The organism is Paenibacillus sp. Negev47 (assembly GCF_058313655.1).
Window position 1 is genome coordinate 6,364,614 of the sequence record NZ_CM177754.1, and the last position, 21,200, is coordinate 6,385,813.

Annotated in this window: 16 protein-coding genes; 7 read left to right on the forward strand and 9 right to left on the reverse strand. The window is 47.9% G+C overall.

Annotated elements, in window-relative coordinates; genetic code table 11:
• The first annotated feature begins 129 nt into the window (after positions 1–129).
• Both AC4G47_RS28550 and AC4G47_RS28555 read left to right on the forward strand, forming a co-directional pair.
• Complete coding sequence (locus tag AC4G47_RS28550) at positions 130–1,047, forward strand: hypothetical protein (protein ID WP_491103877.1); 918 nt, start codon at positions 130–132, stop codon at positions 1,045–1,047.
• 318 nt (positions 1,048–1,365) lie between these two features.
• The gene (locus tag AC4G47_RS28555; protein ID WP_491103878.1) at positions 1,366–2,112 is read left to right on the forward strand and encodes a thioredoxin-like domain-containing protein; all 747 of its coding nucleotides are present in this window, start codon (positions 1,366–1,368) and stop codon (positions 2,110–2,112) included.
• Positions 2,113–2,253: 141 nt separating this feature from the next.
• On the opposite strand, the gene AC4G47_RS28560 is transcribed toward AC4G47_RS28555, so the two are convergent.
• Entirely contained in the window at positions 2,254–3,204 is a 951-nt protein-coding gene (locus tag AC4G47_RS28560) for a nucleoside hydrolase (protein ID WP_491106820.1), read from the reverse strand.
• A gap of 272 nt (positions 3,205–3,476) precedes the next feature.
• Positions 3,477–5,708, reverse strand: a complete 2,232-nt coding sequence (locus AC4G47_RS28565; protein WP_491103880.1) for an MMPL family transporter — start codon at positions 5,706–5,708, stop codon at positions 3,477–3,479.
• Positions 5,709–5,886: 178 nt separating this feature from the next.
• Between AC4G47_RS28565 and AC4G47_RS28570 the strand changes: the two genes are divergently transcribed.
• On the forward strand, positions 5,887–6,513 hold the full coding sequence (locus AC4G47_RS28570) for a TetR/AcrR family transcriptional regulator (RefSeq protein ID WP_458124458.1): 627 nt from the start codon (positions 5,887–5,889) through the stop codon (positions 6,511–6,513).
• A gap of 189 nt (positions 6,514–6,702) precedes the next feature.
• Positions 6,703–7,293 (forward strand): GNAT family N-acetyltransferase, encoded by a 591-nt coding sequence (locus AC4G47_RS28575; protein WP_491103882.1) that lies wholly within the window; start codon positions 6,703–6,705, stop codon positions 7,291–7,293.
• A 39-nt stretch (positions 7,294–7,332) separates the two neighbouring features.
• Here AC4G47_RS28575 and AC4G47_RS28580 read toward each other — a convergent pair whose 3' ends face one another.
• Positions 7,333–8,229 carry a diacylglycerol/lipid kinase family protein gene (locus AC4G47_RS28580; RefSeq protein ID WP_491103884.1) on the reverse strand — a complete coding sequence of 299 codons (897 nt, stop codon included), beginning with the start codon at positions 8,227–8,229 and terminating at the stop codon, positions 7,333–7,335.
• A gap of 313 nt (positions 8,230–8,542) precedes the next feature.
• On the opposite strand from AC4G47_RS28580, the gene AC4G47_RS28585 reads away from it, so the two are divergent.
• Positions 8,543–9,133 (forward strand): hypothetical protein, encoded by a 591-nt coding sequence (locus AC4G47_RS28585; protein ID WP_491103886.1) that lies wholly within the window; start codon positions 8,543–8,545, stop codon positions 9,131–9,133.
• 108 nt (positions 9,134–9,241) lie between these two features.
• On the opposite strand, the gene AC4G47_RS28590 is transcribed toward AC4G47_RS28585, so the two are convergent.
• The 4 genes from AC4G47_RS28590 to uxaC form a co-directional block, all read right to left on the reverse strand.
• Positions 9,242–11,122 carry an ABC transporter ATP-binding protein gene (locus AC4G47_RS28590; protein ID WP_491103887.1) on the reverse strand — a complete coding sequence of 627 codons (1,881 nt, stop codon included), beginning with the start codon at positions 11,120–11,122 and terminating at the stop codon, positions 9,242–9,244.
• Complete coding sequence (locus AC4G47_RS28595) at positions 11,119–12,846, reverse strand: ABC transporter ATP-binding protein (protein WP_491103889.1); 1,728 nt, start codon at positions 12,844–12,846, stop codon at positions 11,119–11,121. The genes AC4G47_RS28590 and AC4G47_RS28595 overlap by 4 nt, the downstream gene beginning before the upstream one ends.
• Positions 12,843–13,385, reverse strand: a complete 543-nt coding sequence (locus AC4G47_RS28600) for a MarR family winged helix-turn-helix transcriptional regulator (protein ID WP_491103891.1) — start codon at positions 13,383–13,385, stop codon at positions 12,843–12,845. The genes AC4G47_RS28595 and AC4G47_RS28600 overlap by 4 nt, the downstream gene beginning before the upstream one ends.
• Before the next feature lie 261 nt (positions 13,386–13,646).
• Complete coding sequence (uxaC, locus tag AC4G47_RS28605) at positions 13,647–15,089, reverse strand: glucuronate isomerase (protein WP_491103893.1); 1,443 nt, start codon at positions 15,087–15,089, stop codon at positions 13,647–13,649.
• Between the two features lie 203 nt (positions 15,090–15,292).
• Here uxaC and AC4G47_RS28610 point away from each other — a divergent pair, with 203 nt between their 5' ends.
• Entirely contained in the window at positions 15,293–16,036 is a 744-nt protein-coding gene (locus tag AC4G47_RS28610; RefSeq protein WP_491103895.1) for an MBL fold metallo-hydrolase, read from the forward strand.
• Positions 16,037–16,162: 126 nt separating this feature from the next.
• Here AC4G47_RS28610 and AC4G47_RS28615 read toward each other — a convergent pair whose 3' ends face one another.
• Both AC4G47_RS28615 and AC4G47_RS28620 read right to left on the reverse strand, forming a co-directional pair.
• A complete protein-coding gene (locus tag AC4G47_RS28615) occupies positions 16,163–17,644 on the reverse strand; it encodes an alpha-amylase (protein ID WP_491103897.1) in 1,482 nt (493 codons plus the stop codon).
• A gap of 366 nt (positions 17,645–18,010) precedes the next feature.
• Positions 18,011–20,323: a helicase C-terminal domain-containing protein gene (locus AC4G47_RS28620; protein ID WP_491103899.1), complete on the reverse strand. Its 2,313-nt coding sequence runs from the start codon at positions 20,321–20,323 to the stop codon at positions 18,011–18,013.
• A 353-nt stretch (positions 20,324–20,676) separates the two neighbouring features.
• Between AC4G47_RS28620 and AC4G47_RS28625 the strand changes: the two genes are divergently transcribed.
• Entirely contained in the window at positions 20,677–21,174 is a 498-nt protein-coding gene (locus AC4G47_RS28625) for an antibiotic biosynthesis monooxygenase family protein (RefSeq protein WP_491103901.1), read from the forward strand.
• Positions 21,175–21,200: the final 26 nt, after the last annotated feature.

The following is a 21,200-nucleotide window of genomic DNA, read 5'->3' on the forward strand; positions in this document are numbered from 1 at the left end:
AGTCTTCGTTTCAACTTTCCCTATAGGGGTATTAATTCCTGCGAAACATAGACAAACTTCGTCACCAACCGTTAAAATGAGACACAATGTTTACATGTTTTTATTTTCTAGAAATTGGAGGCTTATACCATGAAATGTCCAGTATGTAATCACGAAAATGGAGATGCCCATTTTTGCGAGAGGTGCGGCTCTAATCTAACGCAAACAACCTCTTCGCCCACTCCTGTACCGAATCCGGAACCTGCTGCTTCTTCCGAACCGAAATACACCCGTTGGTCCAGTACACAGGCCACATCTTCCCAGGCACCGGTTCCGCCCAACACACCATCCGTCTCGACTCAAAAGCAACACTCAACAGAATCAACAAACACCAATGACCACGCTTCTACAGGAGACAACAGTTCCAATCAGTGGAATAATATCGTGCAGAATGAGAAAGTTCAGCAAGCCAAAGAAGTAAGTAAACAGTATCTATCCTATTTTCTCAGTGTATTGGCCCGTCCTTATCAGACGATGAAAACCGTTGGTGAGCAACATTCCCTTAACGGATGGCTGACGATGGCGCTGATTGCAGTCTTATCTTCTACATACTTCTTAATTACCTTTAGTCGCATAGGCATGGACGGCTTGTTCATTGGTGGATTTATCCGACCTCTATTGTTCACCGCCATTATCCTGATTGCCTCTATTGCACTGATGTACGCTATTCTGAAGATTGAAAAAATAACATTCCGTCCCAAAACACTGGTTGCCCAGTTCGGTACATTGCTTGTTCCTGCTGTCGTATCCCTCGTTCTGGCGAATCTGTTTATTATCATCTCGTATTCCATCGCAATTTCATTGCTCGCTGTCTCGTATATCATTATCTTTGTCGCTCTGAACTCAGTGCTGTTCCAATATCCACTGAATCGCACCAAAGCAGCCATCGATAGCATGTACAGTGTCCTGATCGCCAATGTGGTCGTGTTCTTTATTCTGTATCGATTGTTGGGTGAGATTGTTATTAGACTGATCGGCCTGATGCTTTCACCGTTTGGTCGTCTGTAAAATAGTTCAGTCGGAATAAAGCTTATTTACACTTGTTACTCCGATGACAGAACAACCTTCCGATCGCTGTTATCTCTTTAGATTTATATTGAGACCTTCCCTGCTCACGTGGGGAAGGTCTCTTTTGATTTTCTAAGGCAGCATTGCGTTGGGTATGTATCATACACTATAATGTGTAGTGCAACAGGTATGTTCTTATTTACGTAATAAACACGACTAGCAACTCCTGTTACGTAATGAGAGGGTTCACTATTGCCAGTCACACTACATTACGTAGTGTAATGATCTCATTTCACAAAGAAAGAAGAGGAACTCTCTATGGACATGACTCATATGAATCATATGCAAATGGAGAACGAGGCAGGAACATCCTATCTGTGGCTCATCGTAGGTGCAATCGTGTTGCTGTTCTCCATCGCCGCCTATATCTGGGCATCACTCACACAGGGCAAAATCCTGAGTCACATGAAAAAGAAAGAACGGGCCGACATTCAGAAGAAAGGTCGTTCCCTTCGGCTGGTTGCACATGCATTGATGGCTGTGTCGATTATTACGTTTGGCCTTTTCTTCATGCAAGGTGCAGGGACAAAGTATGATGTGGCAGATCTGGCGTCCAACGCGACCATCGATGTGACTGATGATAAATATTATGGGGCAGACCATACAGAGGAACCGATCCAGTATGAGATGACCATCCCAACATCGGGACCGCATAATCCGCATGATATCAAGTTTGGATTTTACACCGACTTCCCAGGCTATAATTACCTTGTTCACAATCTGGAGCATGGGGATATCATCATTTATTATCGTGAGAACGCAAGCGAAGATTTGAAAGAACGTCTGAAGTATCTTGCCAAATTCCGCGAAGCAGGAGCAGGTATTCTGGCTGTACCCAACAAGGATATTCCCGAAGGCAGTGAAATCGTGGTGACGGCATGGACCAAAACGATGAAGCTTGACCAATTCGACGATGCCAAAGTGGGTACTTTTATCCATAAATATATTAATCAGGGGCCAGAAAAGATTCCTGCCTCCATTCGCCAGGGCGGCGGAACGATGTAGTTATACTGCCTCGATAGATCAGCCCACAACAAAAAAGCCGCATGGCAGGACGGGATTATGGGTTCAACCCCATATCCAGACCACTGTCTGCGGCTTTATTTTTTGTACCTTTAATGATGGCACGCCCTGAGGCTGCTTGAATTAATAGCGCTGCGGAGCAGCTTTTTTACCCAAATCCGTCATGTACGTAAAGAACGCTTCCGGATCGGTATCATACACCAGTTGTACTGGACGTCCGTCTGCTTGCTCCACCGTGCGGCCCTGGCTAGGACCATCCGGGATGACAATACAGTTTACGGTTTTCTTCTTCACGATGTCCTCGCGTCCAACGGAAGCCGTTGTCAGCACATCCCACAGATAGTATGTGGAATTCGTCTCGCTGTACACCAGTGGCGGACAACCTGCGTAACAGTTCCCCAGGAAATCAACGCCTTCGAAGCGGCGTTCTGCTGCCCAGCGGTTACGGACGGCTGGAGTCAGTGGTACTTTGTTCGTACTTTCCAGTGCAACCAGATCAATCTGGATACCACTCTGCCACACACGATAAGCCGCTTCCGGGTCCCAGAATACGTTCCATTCAGCTGTGCCGTCATGCTCGGGCTCTTCTACGTTACCGCGCTCAAATGTGCCACCCATCCAGACCAGCTTATCGATTTTCTCTTCAATGTCTGGTGCTTCGTCGAGTGCACGCGCAAGGTCCGTCAGTGGTCCTGTGAACAGAAGCAGCGTTTTGCCTTCGGTATTGCGTACTTTCTCGATCAGATGCTGATGAGCTGGAACGGCAGAGAGTGGTGCTTCCATTTTGCCCGACTCGTTCAGTACAGGAAGTGCATCTACATAGAAGGAATGCAGTCTCCAAGCCGCAGGAAATGGATTTTTCCCTCTGGAGTTGGATTTGGATACCTCTACGGAATATGTACTGAAACGATCGATGATTTTACGGCTGGCATCTGTTGCTGGCTCAAGATATCCGTCTGCCGGAATAACCGATACGCCGGTTACATGTACATTGTCCATTTGCAGAAGCATGAACAGCGATACGAGGTCATCCACACCGCCGTCATGGTTAAAATACACATTAAGTTGGTTCATCATGCTTGCTTTCATCCTTCCCCTGGTTGTCCCATTGATGTTGATCATCCGTCTGCTCAAGGCCGACGCTCCCTCTATTATGTCCCATAACCCTTGGCTACGTAAACCTTCCCCATGCAAAGAAAACAGGGATCACGCCTCATCCTGCGGATATTTTACAGTTCCACCATTCCATCTCAGGTGGACAACTGGTTGTCATCTTCATGGTCCGAAAAATAAAGAAATGGACAGCGGGCTTGAAGCCCCGCTGTCCATCTCACCTAATCCATGGATTACATGGACTGGTTCTGTTTCTCCTCATTCTTCTCTGCAATCGGCACATACTTGCCTGGCCAGAAAGCCCATTTGCCCAGTAATGCGGTGATAGCCGGTACCATGAACGGACGAACCAGGAAGGTATCCAGCATCACACCTACAGCTGTGATAATACCAAACTGCACCAACACCTGAATTGGCAATGTAGCAAGTACCGCAAATGTTCCTGCCAAGATCAGACCGGCAGAGGTAATAACAGATCCAGTCTCGCCTACCCCTTCCTTGATGGCTTGACGGAGCGGCATCGTTTTGCGTTTCTGCCAGATGCTAGAGATCATGAAGATGTTGTAGTCTTCACCCAGTGCCACGAGGAATACGAAGGAATACAGCGGAATCGCTCCCTGAATGGCATCTGCGCCAAGTCCATAGTGAATGATGATCCAACCGAGACCCAGTGCAGAGAAATACGATAGAACGACTGTCGCGATCAGGTACGCTGTGGCTACGATTGAACGCAAGTACAACAGCAGTAACAATGTAATCATGCCGATGACTACCGGAATAATGATCTTGGCATCGCGTTCTCCCGTCACTTCAATATCATACTGTTCAGCCGTCTGACCATCGATCCAGACCTGACTGTCCACATTAGCTACACCAGCATCTTGAAGCGCCTGTTCCGCAGTAGCCCGCAGATCCGGGATATGTTGCATCGCCTCCATGGAATATGGATTCAGATTGAATTCCACATCAAAAGCGGTAATGTTGGCATTCTCGGCGCCCTGCTGGGCATCGCCTACTTTGCTAATGTAATCCAGCGATTCGAGACGCTGCTTCAGATCAGTTTCTTCGCCACCTGCATCAACGATCACTTTCACTGGAGCCAGCTCACCTTGGGAGAACTGTTCGCCAATGACTGTGAACCCTTCGCGGGAAGGCACATCTTCCGGGAAGGAAGACAACAGATCATATGTGAATTTAACCTGAGTAGAGAATACAGCCAGTCCTCCCAGCAATACCAAGGTAATCGCAAGAACGGTCCATGGCTTCGTTACTACAACACGGCCAATCCAGCTTTCCTTGATTTTGCGCGGAGCCGGAGCCGGTTTGCCTTTTTTCTTGGCACGTTCCACTTCCATCTCATGTGTACGCGGTACGAATGGATAGAATGAACCCCGACCGAAGATCGCGAGAAGCGCCGGAACCAGCGTCAGACTTGCAATAAACATAATAAAGATGGACAGACTGAATGGTACGGCAAAACGATGATATGCACCGTATTCAGCCAGCAACAGTACGAGCATTGCTGCAACGACCGTGAATCCACTCATGGCAATGGCGCCAGATGATCCGGTAATTGCCTGGAAGATGGCTTTCTTTTTGTCTGGCTCATGATAGAGAATTTGGCGGTATCTGGAGATCATGAACAGACAGTAATCTGTACCTGCTCCGAATAACAAGACGGTCATGATGGAGATCGACTGTGCGTCCACCGTGATCCAGCCTTGATCTGCCATGAATCCGAGAATGGGGCTTGTTACCATATACGCGAATCCAACCGCAATAATCGGGATAATTGCCAATACCGGCGAGCGGTAGATCAACAGCAACAGTACTAATACCAGTACAACCGTAGCGATAAGCAAGGATACATCGGCGGAGGAGAACAGTCCGCTCGCATCAATGGATATTCCTACAGGCCCTGTTACACGGGCAATCAGTGTATTGGTATCATCTATGGCTACATCGAACGGGTTGGCCCCGAAGATGTCTTTTGTTTTTTGCTCAAGCGCTTCAATGCCTTCCTTCAATTGTTCTGCATCAGCACCTTCATTGAAGAAAAGTGGCATAACCAAGGTACTCCCGTCTTCCGAAAGCTGGCCTTTCAATGCCTGTGGTGGCAATTGATAGAGTGGCACAACGGACTGCTGTTGTTCTACCGGATCTTGATCCAGCCGCTCCGTTAATGCCTGAATGTTCTGAATCTGCTCATCCGTCAGACCGCCGGCTTGACGCCATACGATCAGTGCGGGCAGTCCTTCACCACCAGGGAATTCCTTCTCGGCAAGTGCAGCTGCCTGAACCGATGGTTTGGATTCACTCAGATCCTGTGCGTTATTAGTTTCACGATCACCTACAGCAGGCCATACCATGCCAAGAACAACGGCGATAATGATCCATACCAACAGCGTAATCCATTTGCTTCGTTTGCCGGCAACCCAGCGGCCGTAACCCGAACCTTCCTGCATTGTCTCTTCATCTCCCTATTCTGTTTCTATGAAGCCCTAATATATATAATGGTGTAGTAATGAACCACGGGTCATAGTATAATCGAGTTAATTATATATACCGGAAGGTTAATTTTGCAATGCCTAATTTTGTGAACACGTCTAACAAGCAATTAAATACGTAAAGAGGTATGCACCTATGAGCAAAAAAACAAACATTCCCCGTTCACCGGGTAGACCCAAAGCAGGTGTGGATCAAGCATCTGTCCAAACCAACATATTGATGACCGCGTCACGTCTGTTTATGGAATACGGGTATGAACCCGTCTCTCTTCAGCAGATCGCTTCGTTATGTAATGTGACTAAAGCATCGATCTATTATCACTTCTCCAGCAAAGCGGAGCTGTTCACCGTTGCCATCACCCGCATGATGGCGATGGGCATGCAGCAGACCTCTCTTCGTCTGGATGAACCCGGCTCATTGCAAGAACGGCTGGTTAAGGTTGCCGAAGCGAAGATGCAACACTCCCATATTGAAACGGAGACCATGATGCGTGAAGCCGAGAAACATCTGGACATGGAGCAACTTACTCAGATTCGGGAAGCAGAGGTTCGTATTTTTGAAGTACTAGCCACTCATTTTCAGAAGGAGATGGACAACGGTTATTTGCGGGCCGCCAGTCCCATGCTGCTTGCCCATGCGTTTACGTCACTGCTGATGCTCGCGAACCGCGAAGATGTGCGCAACATGAATGGCGGAAGCATTGAGGAACTCGCCCAGGAACTGGTGGACCTGTTTCTGGATGGAGCTGTTGGGCGGAACTGATGCTGATGCTAGCTCCAGATTCTGGCCAATGCAGCAATACCCGGGTCAATGCGTTCCGGTTCTATTCCGGCAAACCGATAATGAACTCTCTTTTGCCATCTACTGGTTCGCTCCCATCAATATGTAACGCTACTTGAAGAGGCAGGGCAATCTCAATCTGTCCCGCTATGAACTATAGGAGGAAACAATATGTCTCAACCAAAACCATCCCAACGCATCCCCCGTCTGCTGGAAACGCAGCGCATATACCTGCGTCCTTTCGAGATTACGGATGTGGATGTATATTTCCCTGGTCTGTTTGACACCGAGATGCGTAGGCTGACGGGTACACAGAACAGCTTCACACGCACTCAGGTTGAACGTTATGTCGAAAACGCCGCACAGGATGACTCCAGACTCATGTTGCTTATTGCTTTGCAGGAAAATGATCAGATCATTGGAGATGTCGTCCTAATGGACATGCATGCCAAGAATCGCAGTGCACACATACGGATTGCCATCGATCAGGCGGAGCATCAAGGCAAAGGCTACGGCAGCGAAGCATTGCTGCTTATGCTGGACTACGGCTTCGGCATTTGCAATCTGCATCGAATTGAACTTGAGGTTTACGCCTTCAACGAGCGAGCCATTCGCACGTATGAGAAACTCGGATTTCAGCGCGAGGGTGTGAAGCGGGACGCTTTGTTCTACAATCACCAATATCATGATTCCATACAGATGAGCCTGCTGGAAGAGGAGTTTCGGCAACGTCATATGAATGATCAGGCAGGGAGTAATTAAGTTTTCGATCAGCCAAAATCAACCCAAAAACCGGGGAATTTAGTACCCTTCCCCGGTAAGAAACTTCAAACGACCCGTCAGCACGGACAGCTCGGCGGGTGTCTTCATATACAATTCGCCATCCGTATCGGCTGACATCGGCGCATCGGTCTTCAATTTGAGCGTAGATGCCTTGAAGTATGAAATGCTTCCATTCTGAGGTTGCCAATCGCCCTCAGGCTTATGCGATAGAATCTCTCGCAACAGCGGAATGCCTGTCTCATGAATAATGAGCACGTCCAGCTCACCATCCTGCAACGCATCCGGTGCAAAAGGTAATGCATTGGTGCCCAGGAAACGGCCATTGGCTGCGTAGATCATCACAGCTTCGCCCTCCATCTCTTTCCCATCCGCCTCCATTTGATAATGAAACGGCTCTGTATGACTAATCGTCTGTAACGTGCTGATGAAATAACTGAGCTTCCCCAGCGCGCCTTTCAGATTCTCATTAATATTCTGCGATGTATCACTGATTAAGCCAATGCCAAAAAAGTTCGTGAACACCCGATCATTCGCGCGTCCAACATCAATGGACACCACACGACCCGCCAGTATTTCCTGCGCCGCCGTCTCTGCATCCGGTGAAATACCGAGCGAACGCGCAAAGTCATTACAGGTGCCTCCAGGTAATATGCCAATCAACGGAGGATGTTGCAGATCAGCCAGTCCATTCACGCATTCATGCACCGTGCCATCCCCGCCCAGGATAAACACCACATCAAATTGTTCTCCGCGTTCAAGGCACAGCTTCTCTCCTTCACCCGGTCCATCCGTACCCACAATAACGAGTTCGTAAACAGCGGGAGCGAGCACGCCAGCTACAAGACCAACTGTATTCTCTCGATTGGCCTTGCCCGAATGATGATGATGAATTAACAAGGCTTTGTTAAACTCCATCCTTCTCTTCCTCCATTCCAATGCTTGTTAACCTTTACCCAGAAAGGTTGAAGCCGTAAACAAGCCTTTCGCTAAGTACCTCCTCATCATGATCCAAAATAGGTTCCCCAATCAGGTATGCATCCTAATCGTCATTCATTCGTAATAGCTATATAAGTTCAACTCATTTCCTTGTTTAACCAGAATGTATGCATGAGAAAAATGGTTTCTCCACACCTTATGTCATAAGGCCGCAAATTTTTACTGGTGATAACCCATTCAAAGCGAGTCAAAACGGTTATATCTATACCATATACGAATGGAGGGATTCCCTATGATTCCGGCAACGTTGGAACAATTGGAGCAAGTTCGCAAGGAATGCCGCACCATGGTTCGCAAAAGAGCTACTGCTTCCGCAGGTACAACACTCGTTCCACTGCCCGGTACAGACGTACTGGCTGATGTGGGGATGCTGATGCAGCTGTTGCCTGCCATTAACAATAAATTCGGATTATCGCAAAAACAGCTGGATGGTATGGACCCCGAGACCAAATCCATGATCTATGGATTCGTGATGTCCATCGGTAGCAAAGTAATTGGACGTATGGTAACCAAGGAGTTGGTCGTACAGGTTCTGAAAAGAGTCGGGGTTCGCGTTGCTACCAAATCGGTCGCCAAATTCGTTCCATTTGCAGGACAGGGGCTGGCTGCCACACTCAGCTTCACGGCCATGCGCTACGTGGGTAACAAACATGTCGATGACTGCTATGACGTCGTCAAACGCATGATTGAGCAGCGCGAATTGATCCCGGGTGAGCCGGCTCCGTCTGCACTGGATGAAGCTACCGATGATGCAAAGGTGGAAGTGAAGGCACCTTCCAGTAACGGCACTGATGTACCTGATAAAAAGTCCAATGATGAGTAAATGAATACTGCATATCATATCATCAATGCTCAAAATACATGACAAATAGCCGGGAACCCTTAGAGGGTACTCCCGGCTATTCTTGTTAATTCAATCTAATTATTATTATTAAATTGCCTGCGGTTGTTGCTCCGTAAACTGACTATTGTACAGATCCGCATAGAAGCCCTGACTTGCCATCAATTCCTCATGATTGCCTTGTTCAATCACGTTACCATGATCCATCACCAGGATCAGATCGGCGCCGCGAATGGTGGACAACCGGTGTGCAATGACAAAGCTCGTGCGATCCTTCATCAGATCATTCATCGCTTTCTGGATAAATACTTCAGTCCGTGTATCTACGCTACTCGTCGCTTCATCCAGAATCAGAATGGCCGGGTTCGCCAGAATTGCTCTCGCAATCGTAAGCAACTGCTTCTGTCCCTGGGAAATGTTCGATGCTTCTTCATTCAGCACCGTATCATATCCATCAGGCAGTGTACGAATGAAGTGGTCCGCATGGGCTGCATCGGCTGCCTTGAAGACGTCCTCTTCCGTTGCGCCTTCTCGTCCATAAGCGATGTTGTCACGAATCGTTCCGTTGAATAACCAGGTATCCTGAAGCACCATTCCAAACAGGCTGCGCAACTTGCCGCGTTCCATATCCTGAATATTGACACCATCAATCGTAATCTGACCATCCTGAATTTCGTAGAAACGCATCAACAGGTTGATCAGGGTTGTTTTACCGGCACCTGTTGGTCCCACAATGGCTACCGTTTGCCCCGGTTTCACATCAATGTTCATGTTGCGAATGAGCAACTCATTCTCTTTATATCCAAAATTAACACCTTGGAATGCAACTGCGCCTTTAGGCTGCTGTAATTGCACGGGTTGTTTGGACTCCGAAACTTCTTCCTCTTCGTCCAGCAACTCGAATACCCGCTCCGCCGAAGCGATCGTCGATTGAATGATATTGGAGATGTTCGCGATCTGGTTAATTGGTTGGGTGAATTGACGGGAGTACTGTGTGAAGGCCAGAATATCCCCGATGGAGATGGCTCCGCGTGTAACGAAGATCCCGCCGACCACACAAATCAGCACATAACCCAGGTTACCGACAAAGCTCATGAGTGGCATAATGATACCCGAGATAAACTGGGCTTTCCAGCCGGACTCATACAACTCCTCATTAACCTTCTCGAATTGTTGTACCGATTCTTCTTCACGTCCAAATGCTTTGACGACTTTGTGCCCTGTGTACATCTCTTCGACATGACCATTCAATTCACCAAGCGATTTCTGTTGACCCGCAAAGTGTTTTTGCGAACGGGATGCCACCAGCATAACCACTACCACACTGAGTGGCAGCGTCAAAATGGTGATCAGGGTCATCCACGGACTAATCGTCAGCATCATGATAATTACACCGACAATGGTTACTACAGACGTTATGAATTGCGCCAAACTTTGCTGAAGCGTATTACTAATGTTGTCCACGTCATTCGTGGCACGGCTGAGAGTCTCCCCATGGGTACGAGAGTCAAAATATTTCAGTGGCAACCGTCCAACCTTCTCGCTGATCTGCTCACGCATGTCATATACAACTCGTTGGGCCACACCGGCCATCAGGTATTGTTGTAGATACATAAATGCAGCACTGAACAGATAGAGCCCGACAAGCAGATACAACACTTTGATCAATGCCGGAAAATCAATCCCTGCTCCCTGCACACCCTGAAGGATGGCAATCGCGCCTTGACTGAGAATATCTGTACCTTCCGCCATGACCTTCGGACTGATGATGCTAAATACGGTACTTAGAATAGCTGCAATCAGCACACCTAACAGTAGATAACGGTGAGGCTGAAGATAATGAATTAAGCGACGCAGTGTGCCTTTGAAATCTTTCGCTTTCTCGGCGGGAGGTCGCATGCCCATTCCGGGACCTGGTCCCGGTCCGCCAGAGGCACGGGGTGCCTTGTGTTTCTCTGTACGTTCACTCATGCGATCTCCTCCTCAGTCAGCTGGGAGGATACAATCTCGCGATACACTTCATTGTGCTCCAGCAGCTCTTTATGTGTTCCTGAACCGACAATTCGTCCTTCATCCATGACCAGAATGCGATCTGCATCCATAACTGTACTTACACGCTGAGCCACGATGAGCACAGCCGCCTCTGTCGTTTCAGATTTCAGTGCAGCACGAAGACGGGAATCTGTTTTGAAATCAAGGGCCGAGAAACTGTCGTCAAAGATATAGACTTCCGGACGACGAACGAGTGCGCGAGCGATGGACAAACGCTGTTTTTGCCCACCAGACACATTACTACCCCCTTGAGAGATGAGGCTGTCATATCCGTCTTTCATCTCGGAGATAAAATTCTCCGCCTGCGCCGTCCGAGCTGCATGAACAATCTCTTCCATCGTGGCATCATCTTTGCCGTGACGAATATTCTCCGTAATCGTTCCGGTGAAGAGAACTGCCTTTTGCGGTACAAAACCAATTTTCCCGCGCAAATCCTCCTGCCGAAGTTCACGCACATCCGTTCCATTTACTCGAACACTGCCCTCTGTCACATCATAGAAACGAGGAATGAGACTGAGCAATGTGGATTTTCCTGAACCGGTACCTCCGATAATCGCTGTGGTCTCACCTGGGCGAGCTGTGAATGAAATGTTGGATAATGCCGGATTCTCCGCACCTGGGTAACGGAAAGTCACATTATCGAACTCAATCGTACCTTGCAGTGCTTTCATGGCGCGAGGCTGATCTGGATTGCTAAGATCAGGTTGCATATCAAGCACTTCGTTGATCCGCTCTGCCGAAGCCGATGCTCTCGGGATCATGACGAAGATCATGGAAACCATAATGAGGGAGAACATAATCTGCATGGCGTACTGAATAAATGCAATCAGTGAGCCAATATCCATATTTCCGCTGTCGATCCGTTGTCCTCCAAAGTACAGAATGGCGATCATGGAGAAGTTCATCACGAGCATCATGACAGGCATCAAGGTTGCCATAAGCACATTTACTTTAATGGACACATCTCTCAGATCTGAATTGGCTCCATTAAAGCGGGCACGCTCATGTTTCCCGCGATTAAATGAACGAACCACGCGAATTCCTGTTAACTGTTCACGAAGAACCAGGTTGAGACGATCCAGTTTTTTCTGAATGGTTTTGAACAAAGGTAAACCCTTTGCCCCAATCAACGCAATGGCTCCCCCCAACACAGGAAGCACAACCAGAAAGATGGTAGATAATTTGGCATCCTGGGATACCGCCATGAAGATACCCCCGATACACATGAGCGGAGCCATAATCATCATGCGCAGCATCATTGTAAGTACGTTCTGCACCTGTGTAATATCATTCGTTGTACGCGTAATCAGTGAAGCTGTACCCATCTTATCGAATTCCTGGAGCGAAAAGTTCTCCACATGGCGGAATACTCTGCTACGCAGTTGTTTGGCAAATCCACCCGCTGTACGGGAAGAGAGGTAACTGGCAATAATCGAACACGCTGTTCCGGCAATCGCAATGACCAGCATCCAACCGCCAATCTGCCAGATGTACGGGATGTCTCCTTTAATAATGCCGTGATTCACGATGTCCGCCATTAACGTAGGCAGGTACAGTTCAGCCAAAGATTGTAACATGATCAGACCCAGAATGAAGAAAATGGGTACTTTGTATGGCTTCAACATGCGAAACAGTTTCATCATGGCGTATCATCTCCTTGTGTGGAATCATCCTTTTGCGAAGAAGTCAGTGTATCAAAAAAGGTGTATACCTTCGTCAATAGCTCAGCCAGCTGAGTGCTGTCTTCTTCTCCCAGGTGTTTAACGAGTTTGTTGAATATCTCCATGCGCTCTTCATGAGCAGCCCGAATGACTTCACGGCCTGCTTCAGTAATCGTGATGCGGACAGCACGTCGATCCTCCGGGTCCATTGTCCGCTTGACCAACCCCTCATCTTCAAGACCCCGAATAACCGGTGTAATAGTTGGTGACTTCACTCGTAGCAAAGCACTAATTTCGGATACTTTCATCCCGGGGTGATTGGACTGGATGGTGTCATTGAAATTAGGCGGATTGTCCTGCCAGTTCAATTGCTCTCCCGGGTGCACCCCGTGGAGCAAACAACCCAACACCATAATTTCATTGTGATTGCGCCCATGAGGTTTATGTTGCCTCCATTTCCCTTTGTTAAATTGCATGATGGAGTATAAAAGCTTCTGAGCGACCGGATCTATACCAGTCATAATGGGTCCCTCCTTGTTTTTTATCAATCCATAGCGTCTAACATGAAAGGACTCCTATTAAATAGTCATACGATTAAATAGACAGTCAATTAATTAGGTCTACTAAGTATATTATCGTGAGAAACAAAAGTCAAACAACTAAAAACAACCAAAAAAATCCCATCCTATACTCCGGTTGAAGATGACCGGGGGTATGAGATGGGAGCACTTTATATTAAGAAATGGCACTCTCTTTGCAGTATTAGGTGCGCTAGATAAGCATCAGGACTGCGAGGCAGAGACCGTTTTGAGCGCTGAGGCAAACGGGAAATATTCCTTTGCATTGTTGTAGGCGATGCCTTGAACGATCTGACTGAGCAGTTCTAGATCCTGTGGTGCTTCGCCCTGTTCAGCCCATTCACCAATGAGATTGCAGACCAGACGACGGAAATACTCATGCCGCGTATAGGACAGGAAGCTGCGTGAATCAGTCAACATGCCGACAAAGCGGCTGAGCAGACCGACATTCGCCAGGGCTTTCATCTGGGCTAACATGCCATCCTTCGTATCATTGAACCACCAGGCGGCACCAAGCTGAATTTTACCCGGAATGCCTCCGCCCTGGAAGCTGCCGATAATCGCCGCGAGCACTTCGTTGTCCCTTGGATTCAGGGAATACAGAATCGTTTTGGGCAGTGCTTGCTGCTGTTCCAATGCATCGAGTAAACCAATCATTGCCGATGACAGTGGCGTATCATTGACCGCATCGTAGCCGGTATCCGGCCCAAGTTTGGCAAACATCCGTGTGTTGTTGTTACGGGCTGCATTGATATGGAACTGCATCACCCAGCCCCGATCTGCATACAGTTTGCCAAGGAACGTCAGTGTTACCGTCTTGTACTTGTCCTCTTCCTCACGAGTTACCTTATGACCCGCAAGTGCCTTGGCAAAGATGGCACCCGCTTCTTCGCGTGTAGCCACACCATAAGGGACATAATCAAGCGCATGGTCAGAGACTCTGCCGCCTACAGAATGGAAGAATTCCACCCGTGACTCTAGCGCAGCAAGGAATGATTCATAATCGGAAATCGCTGTACCGGATGCCTGTGATAGCTTGCCCACCCACTCGGTGAAGGTATCTCGATTCAATTCCAACCCTTTATCCGGGCGGAAAGAAGGCAATACCGCTGTATCAAAACCTTCGATCTCCTGAATCTTAAGATGATACTCCAGAGAATCCGTTGGATCATCTGTTGTGCAGACCACGGTCACATTGGATTTGGTAATCAGATCACGTGCACCGAATCCGTCACTGTTTAGCTTGGCATTTACTTTTTCCCAAATGGCTGGTGCGCTTGTCTCATTCAGTACTTCGTACACGCCGAAGTATCGTTGTAATTCCAGATGTGACCACGCGTACAGCGGATTACCAATCATCATGGGTACCGTTTTGGCGTAAGCCAGGAAACGATCGTAATCCGTCACCCCTTCACCACCGGTTATATATTGCTCTTCAATTCCGTTCGCGCGCATGAGCCGCCACTTGTAGTGATCACCGTATAACCAGGCCTCTGTAATATTGCCGAAGGTTTTGTTCTCGTAGATCTCCTGAGGACTGAGATGGCAATGATAGTCAATAATCGGCATGTCTTTGGCATAATCCTCATATAACTTGATCGCCGTTTCATTGTGCAGTAGAAATTGTTCATCCAGAAAAGATTTCATTCGCCTCGCACGCTCCCTTTAGGTGAGTTTACGTTCATATGGGTTCACTTCCCATCTTTACGCTACACTGTTTAACCCCAAAGTTCAATATAAAATGATAGCGTTATCAAAAAAGGTTGATTTAGGCATACATCCTTAAACAAGGTATACTGTTTTTAACGTAAGAATGCTGATCTGAAGATGACACAAGGAGATGAAATGCAATGAAAATCACATTTCTCGGCACAGGAGACATGTTCAGCGTGGAGCAGCACCACAATAGTATGCTGGCTGAATTCGGAGAGACGCATCTGGTCATTGATTTTCCGGAATCGAATGCCAAAGCGCTTAAGGAGTACGGTTTTCCAATGACCGATATTCACAACGTCTTTATTACCCATCTGCATGAGGATCATATTAACGGTGTACAGATGTTGGGTTATTACGCACAGATTGTAGGCGACCGCAAACCCCGTCTGTTCATCCACGAACAATTGGTAGAGCCGCTCTGGAACATTCTATCCCCGGGTATGCGCTACACAACCGATGGTGAACGTACCATGGACGATTACTACGATGTAGTTCCACTGCCCGATGGAGGCACATTCCAACTGGGGGGCGTGACGTTTGAGACGTTTCGGACTCAGCATGTTCCCGGTATGGTCAGTAACGGACTGCTCGCCAAGCCTTACTTCTATTACAGTGCAGACAGTACACTCGATCAGGAACGGGTGGAACAGGTCGCCTCTGATGTGCAGCTGATTTTCCATGAATGCCATATGCATGATCTGGTGATCAAGTCACACACCTCACTGAAAGATCTGGAACAACTGCCTGCCGAAGTGAGACAGAAAACCGTGTTAATGCATTATCATGATGAATACGCCGATGCGGATAAACGGGAACAGTTCAACCGAGAGCATGATCTGCGGATGGTTGGTACGCTGGAATCATTTGAACTGGAGTAAGTAAACAGAAAACTTATTAAGAACAAACCAATAACCACCTGCCCGGCAGAAACTCGTCGGTTCAGGTGGAATAACGGTCTATATATGGTTGTTTCTAATATCATTTATTCTCATTCATTGATTCTGTTACTCAGCGTCAGCACAGTCCTCATTCTGCTCTGGAAGGGCCCATACCGAGACACCTCCACCGCACACATGGAAAGTAGCCCAGCCGTCTTTTTCAATAGTAATCTGATCCTCACAGCTAAGGGTCAGATCTACCCAGACTTCACCAGCACGATGCTCACCAATGAACATTCTTTTCTCACCATCATCCCCATTGGAGATAACTACCGCACAACCGGAGCCTTCGATTTCCTCTACGCCACGACGTACCCAGCCAATCGTATTCGCGTGATCGAAGTAATCTTCTTGCTCTCCATACGCCTTGTTGCAACGAGCTGACAGCAGAATGTCCAGAATTTCCTTTTTGCCATCCACAGGTTCAGGTCCGCCAATGCCATAATAATCGCCGTAGAACACAACCGGATAACCATCTCGACGTAATAACGTCAAGGCATAGGCACTCGGCTTAAACCAATCTCCAATCCATGATTCCAACGCTTCATGAGGTTGGGAGTCGTGGTTATCTACAAAAGTTACTGCATGGGTAGGATGGGTCTGAACCAAGGTATCATCAAAAATTTTAGAGAGATCAAATTCTCTGCCTGCAAGTGAAGCCTCATGCAACTTGTAGTGAAGAGACACATCAAACAGATCAATCTGATAGTCTACCGTATCGAGGAATTCACGACATGCATCCAGGTTCGAATTCCAGAACTCGCCTACGATGTAAAAATCCTGACCGCGTTTGCGGATCATCTCTGTTGCAAATTCCTTAATGAATTCGTGGTTGATATGCTTAATGGCATCAAGTCGGAAACCACCACACTGGAGGGTATCAATAAGCCATTTCCCCCAGTCAATCATCTCACGCCTTACATCCGGGTGGTTATAATCTATATTGGCGAACATCAGATAGTCATAATTGCCAAACTCATCATCGACATTCTCGTTCCACTTCTTGTTCTCTCCTGCGATGCGGAATACACCTGTTCGTTCTTCCCTGGCATCAAAGTCCGTGCCATTAAAGTGTTCAGAAGTCCACTTAAAAGAGGAGTATTGATCCCCCCGACCCGGGAATGTGAATTTGGTCCAGCCCTCAATCTCGAACGGTTTGGAAATTTCCTTCGTCCGATCATTCGGATCAACCTCAATCACTTTGAAGACTTCCTTCTCATCTGCTCCGGCCTTATGGTTCATGACCAGATCCACATAGACGGCAATTCCGTTCTTCTGACACTCAGCAATGGCCTCCACCAGTTCCTGCTTGGTGCCATATTTGGTGCGCACGGTACCCTTTTGGTCAAATTCACCCAAATCATACAGATCATATACACCATAGCCTGTATCCTCAGCGGACACCGCTTTGGTTACGGGAGGAATCCATATCGAATCAATGCCTTTGGCTTTCAGTTCCGGGGCCATTTCAGCCAGTCGCTTCCAATGATCTCCGTCTGCAGCCAGGTGCCATTCAAAAAACTGCATCATGGTATGATTTCTCTTCATTATAAACCGACCTCCTTGATTGCTTTCGAAGCGGACCGCGGAACGGATAGGGTATTCGCCGTTGTTCGTTCGTTGCTAACCAAGTTATAACCCTTTCACCCTACCCTTCAATCATGTAAAAGAGACAAAATCGAAAAATAAATGTTACATAAGTTGAACTAAAGATTATTTACACTGACACTACGATGACAGAATAACCTTCCAATCGCTGTTATCCCCAGATTTTTTGATTCCCTTTTTCGAAGGGGAAAATCCGAGGATAAAGGCGAACGCTTCGCTTTTTCAGGTTTTTTCTGTCCTCTCCGTTATCGTGTAAATGATTAGTTCAACTTATATACAGACATCATTTCAAACGTAGTTCGTTTATCAAATTCGCTTATAATCCTGCCACTCCTCGGGTAGGAGGGAACGATAAGGTTCCTGAGTGAATCGATCATCAACCAGGACCAGTACACCCCTGTCTTCTTCCGTTCGAATCAGCCTTCCTCCTGCCTGCAGCACCTTGTTCATACCTGGGAAAATATAGGCATAATTGAACCCATTGCGCCCTGTACGGTCATAATAATCACGAAGTACATTGTTCTCAAGACCAATCTGCGGCAGCCCCGCACCTACCACAACGACGCCATTCAAGCGGTCTCCCGGCAGATCGACACCTTCCGAGAATACGCCACCCATGACGGCAAATACCAATCGTGTTCGTTCAGGGTTTGGTTGGAACGCATCCAGAAACTGCTCCCGTTCCAGTTCGTTCATGCCCTGCTTCTGTATAACCGTATCTGCTTCATTTGGAAGCTGTGTATAGGTTTCATATATTTCTCGCATATAAGGGTAAGAAGGGAAGAACACCATCAGATTACTGCGCGGCCATTCGGCCACCAGCTGTTGCAGCATCTCCGCAATGGGTCGCCGGGATTGCTCCCGGTCCTTATATCGCACAGATAATGGCAGAAGTCTTACATCCAGTTGTTCACGCTGAAATGGCGATGGAATCTGCAATGTATAATCCTCTTCCTCTGCACCCAGCATATCCCGATAATAGCGAAGAGGTGACAAGGTTGCCGAGAAATGAATGAGTGAGCGGAATCCTTTGGCCGTCTGACGAAGCAGCACAGAGGGATCGAGACAGAACAACTTCACTCTCACTTCACTTCGAACACACTCTGCATAAGTAATAAAACGTTCATCATAGAGCTTGGCAATGCGCAGGAAGTTTTGTGCCGTGAAGTAGGCATCGAGCAGCAACTGATCCGTCTCTGCATTCCCCGAACCACCTTCGACCAGACATTGCTCCGCAACCATGACAAAAGGCTCCAGCAGTTCAATCAGTTCCTCCGGTGCCTCCTGCTGTATGATCTTCCCTTCATCTCCACCATTTTTGCGAAGGGTAATCAGATACTTATCAATGGCTCCAGTGTAGTCAACAATGGCTTTGGCTGCCGACACACTGCTGTTCAGGGGCTGGAACTCCCTTTTCACATCCAGGAACACCGCTTTCTCCAGCTCTGCGGAAAACATCGTTCGGCCACGATCGACCAGATTATGGGCCTCGTCCACCAATAACACCGTCTTGCGCTTCTGCTCCTCCAACATTCGTTTCAGAGAAATACGCGGATCAAAAATATAGTTATAATCGCAGATGACCGCATCGGCAGCGTATGCCGCATCCAGTGAAAACTCAAACGGACACACCCGATGTTTGCGTGCATACTGCTCGATGACCGGACGTGTCATTAATGTCTCATGTTCCAGCATATCCAGCACGGCCCCGTTAATACGGTCGTAATATCCTTCGCACATGCCGCATTGTCCCGTATCACAAGCTTCCTCTTCTTTAAAACAGATCTTGTCCTTCGCGGTCAGACTGATCACATGCATCTTCAATCCTTCCGATTGCATCCGGGCAAAAGCTTCTTCTGCCGCCACCCGTGTCGTCGTCCTCGCGGTCAGATAGAACAGTCGGCTGGCTTCGCCTTCGCCAATCGCTTTGACCGTGGGAAACAGTACGGACATCGTTTTACCAATGCCTGTTGGTGCTTTGGCCATCAATCCCTGGCCTTCACGAATGGTCTTGTACACGGCTCCTGCCAGCTTCCGCTGTCCCTCCCGGTATTTACGAAAAGGAAACGGCAGCTCTCGCACACTGACATCACGCTCTTCTTCATACGCAGCAATCATCTCTGCATACGGCGCATAGCCGGCAATCACTTCTGCCGCAAACTGTTCCAGTTCCTGTCGCTCTGCCATTCGGCGGAATCGTCTTTCTTCATGGGTCACCGAATGCACATACGTAAGTTGCACTTGCATGCGCGGTTCATCCTGCTGAACGGCGTACATGTAGGCATACATCTTCGCCTGCGCCCAATGCACGGGCAGTCCGTCACCCAGGTCGTCCAGATTGCCCGCAGTGGATTTGATCTCATCCACCGTTAACTGACCCTCCAAACGGATCAGACCGTCACATCGCCCTTCCACCACATAGGTCAGATCGCCATGTTGAATCTCAGCCTCGAGTACGATCTCTTTCAGATCTTCTTCGGTGTATCCCTTCTGTACCCGCTGATGGATTCGAGTCCCCTCCTGCATCGATGCATTGGTCCGGAACCCTGGCCGTATGCTGCCACTGCGGTACACATACTCCACCAAAGGTCTAACCGATATCCGAATTGTTGTTGTCATACGATCACCCGTTCTGTTTGTAGTGACTATACTTTATCATGAAAAGACATGCTCAAACCAGTTGATCCGCCGATTGGACTCACCGATTCCCATATGCTATGTTGAGGTATATAAGTTGAACTAGTTAATGTTACACTTACCACTCCGATGACAGAACAACCTTCCGATCGCTGTTATCCCCAGATTTTTTTGATCCCCCCTTAATGGGGAAAATCCGGTGATAGTGTATGCTTCCGATGTAGCTTTCTTTCAGAAAGCTTTCAGGCGCACACTTCGCTTCTTCAGGTTATTTCTGTCCTCTGCGTTCTCGTGTAAACGTATAGTTTAACTATTTATATAAGGAGGCAGCTTCTATGTATATCTATTTGGTTCTTTCACCGATTCCGGATGCACTTGCTGCATACCCTCATCTAACTTTGCGAAGCGAAGAGCAGGTGCGACTGGCTATTGAATCCGCAGAACGTCTGATGAATATCGAGTCTGATGATAAAGTAGCCGCATATGAAGCTTTCGATGCCGCAGGCTCCTGGACTGGCGGAGGTTATGCTGTTTTGAACAATATCCCTGTCACAGAGGATGGTCGTAACGATTTCGAAGAACGGTTCAAGAACCGTGCCCGCAAAGTCGAAGACGAGGCTGGTTTTATCGGTATTCGTGTGCTTCGTCCATTGAAGGATGACACGTATGTTGTACTTACACTCTGGCAATCCGAGGAACATTTCAAAGGCTGGCAGGAATCCCAAGCATATAATCACGCTCACCGAAACCGTAGTACAAGCGAAGGCCTGACTGCACAGAAGCCCAACATGTTTCCCAGACCTTCCTACGTTACAACGTACACTATAGAATAAACAATCGGGTTATATCCGGCTTTCAT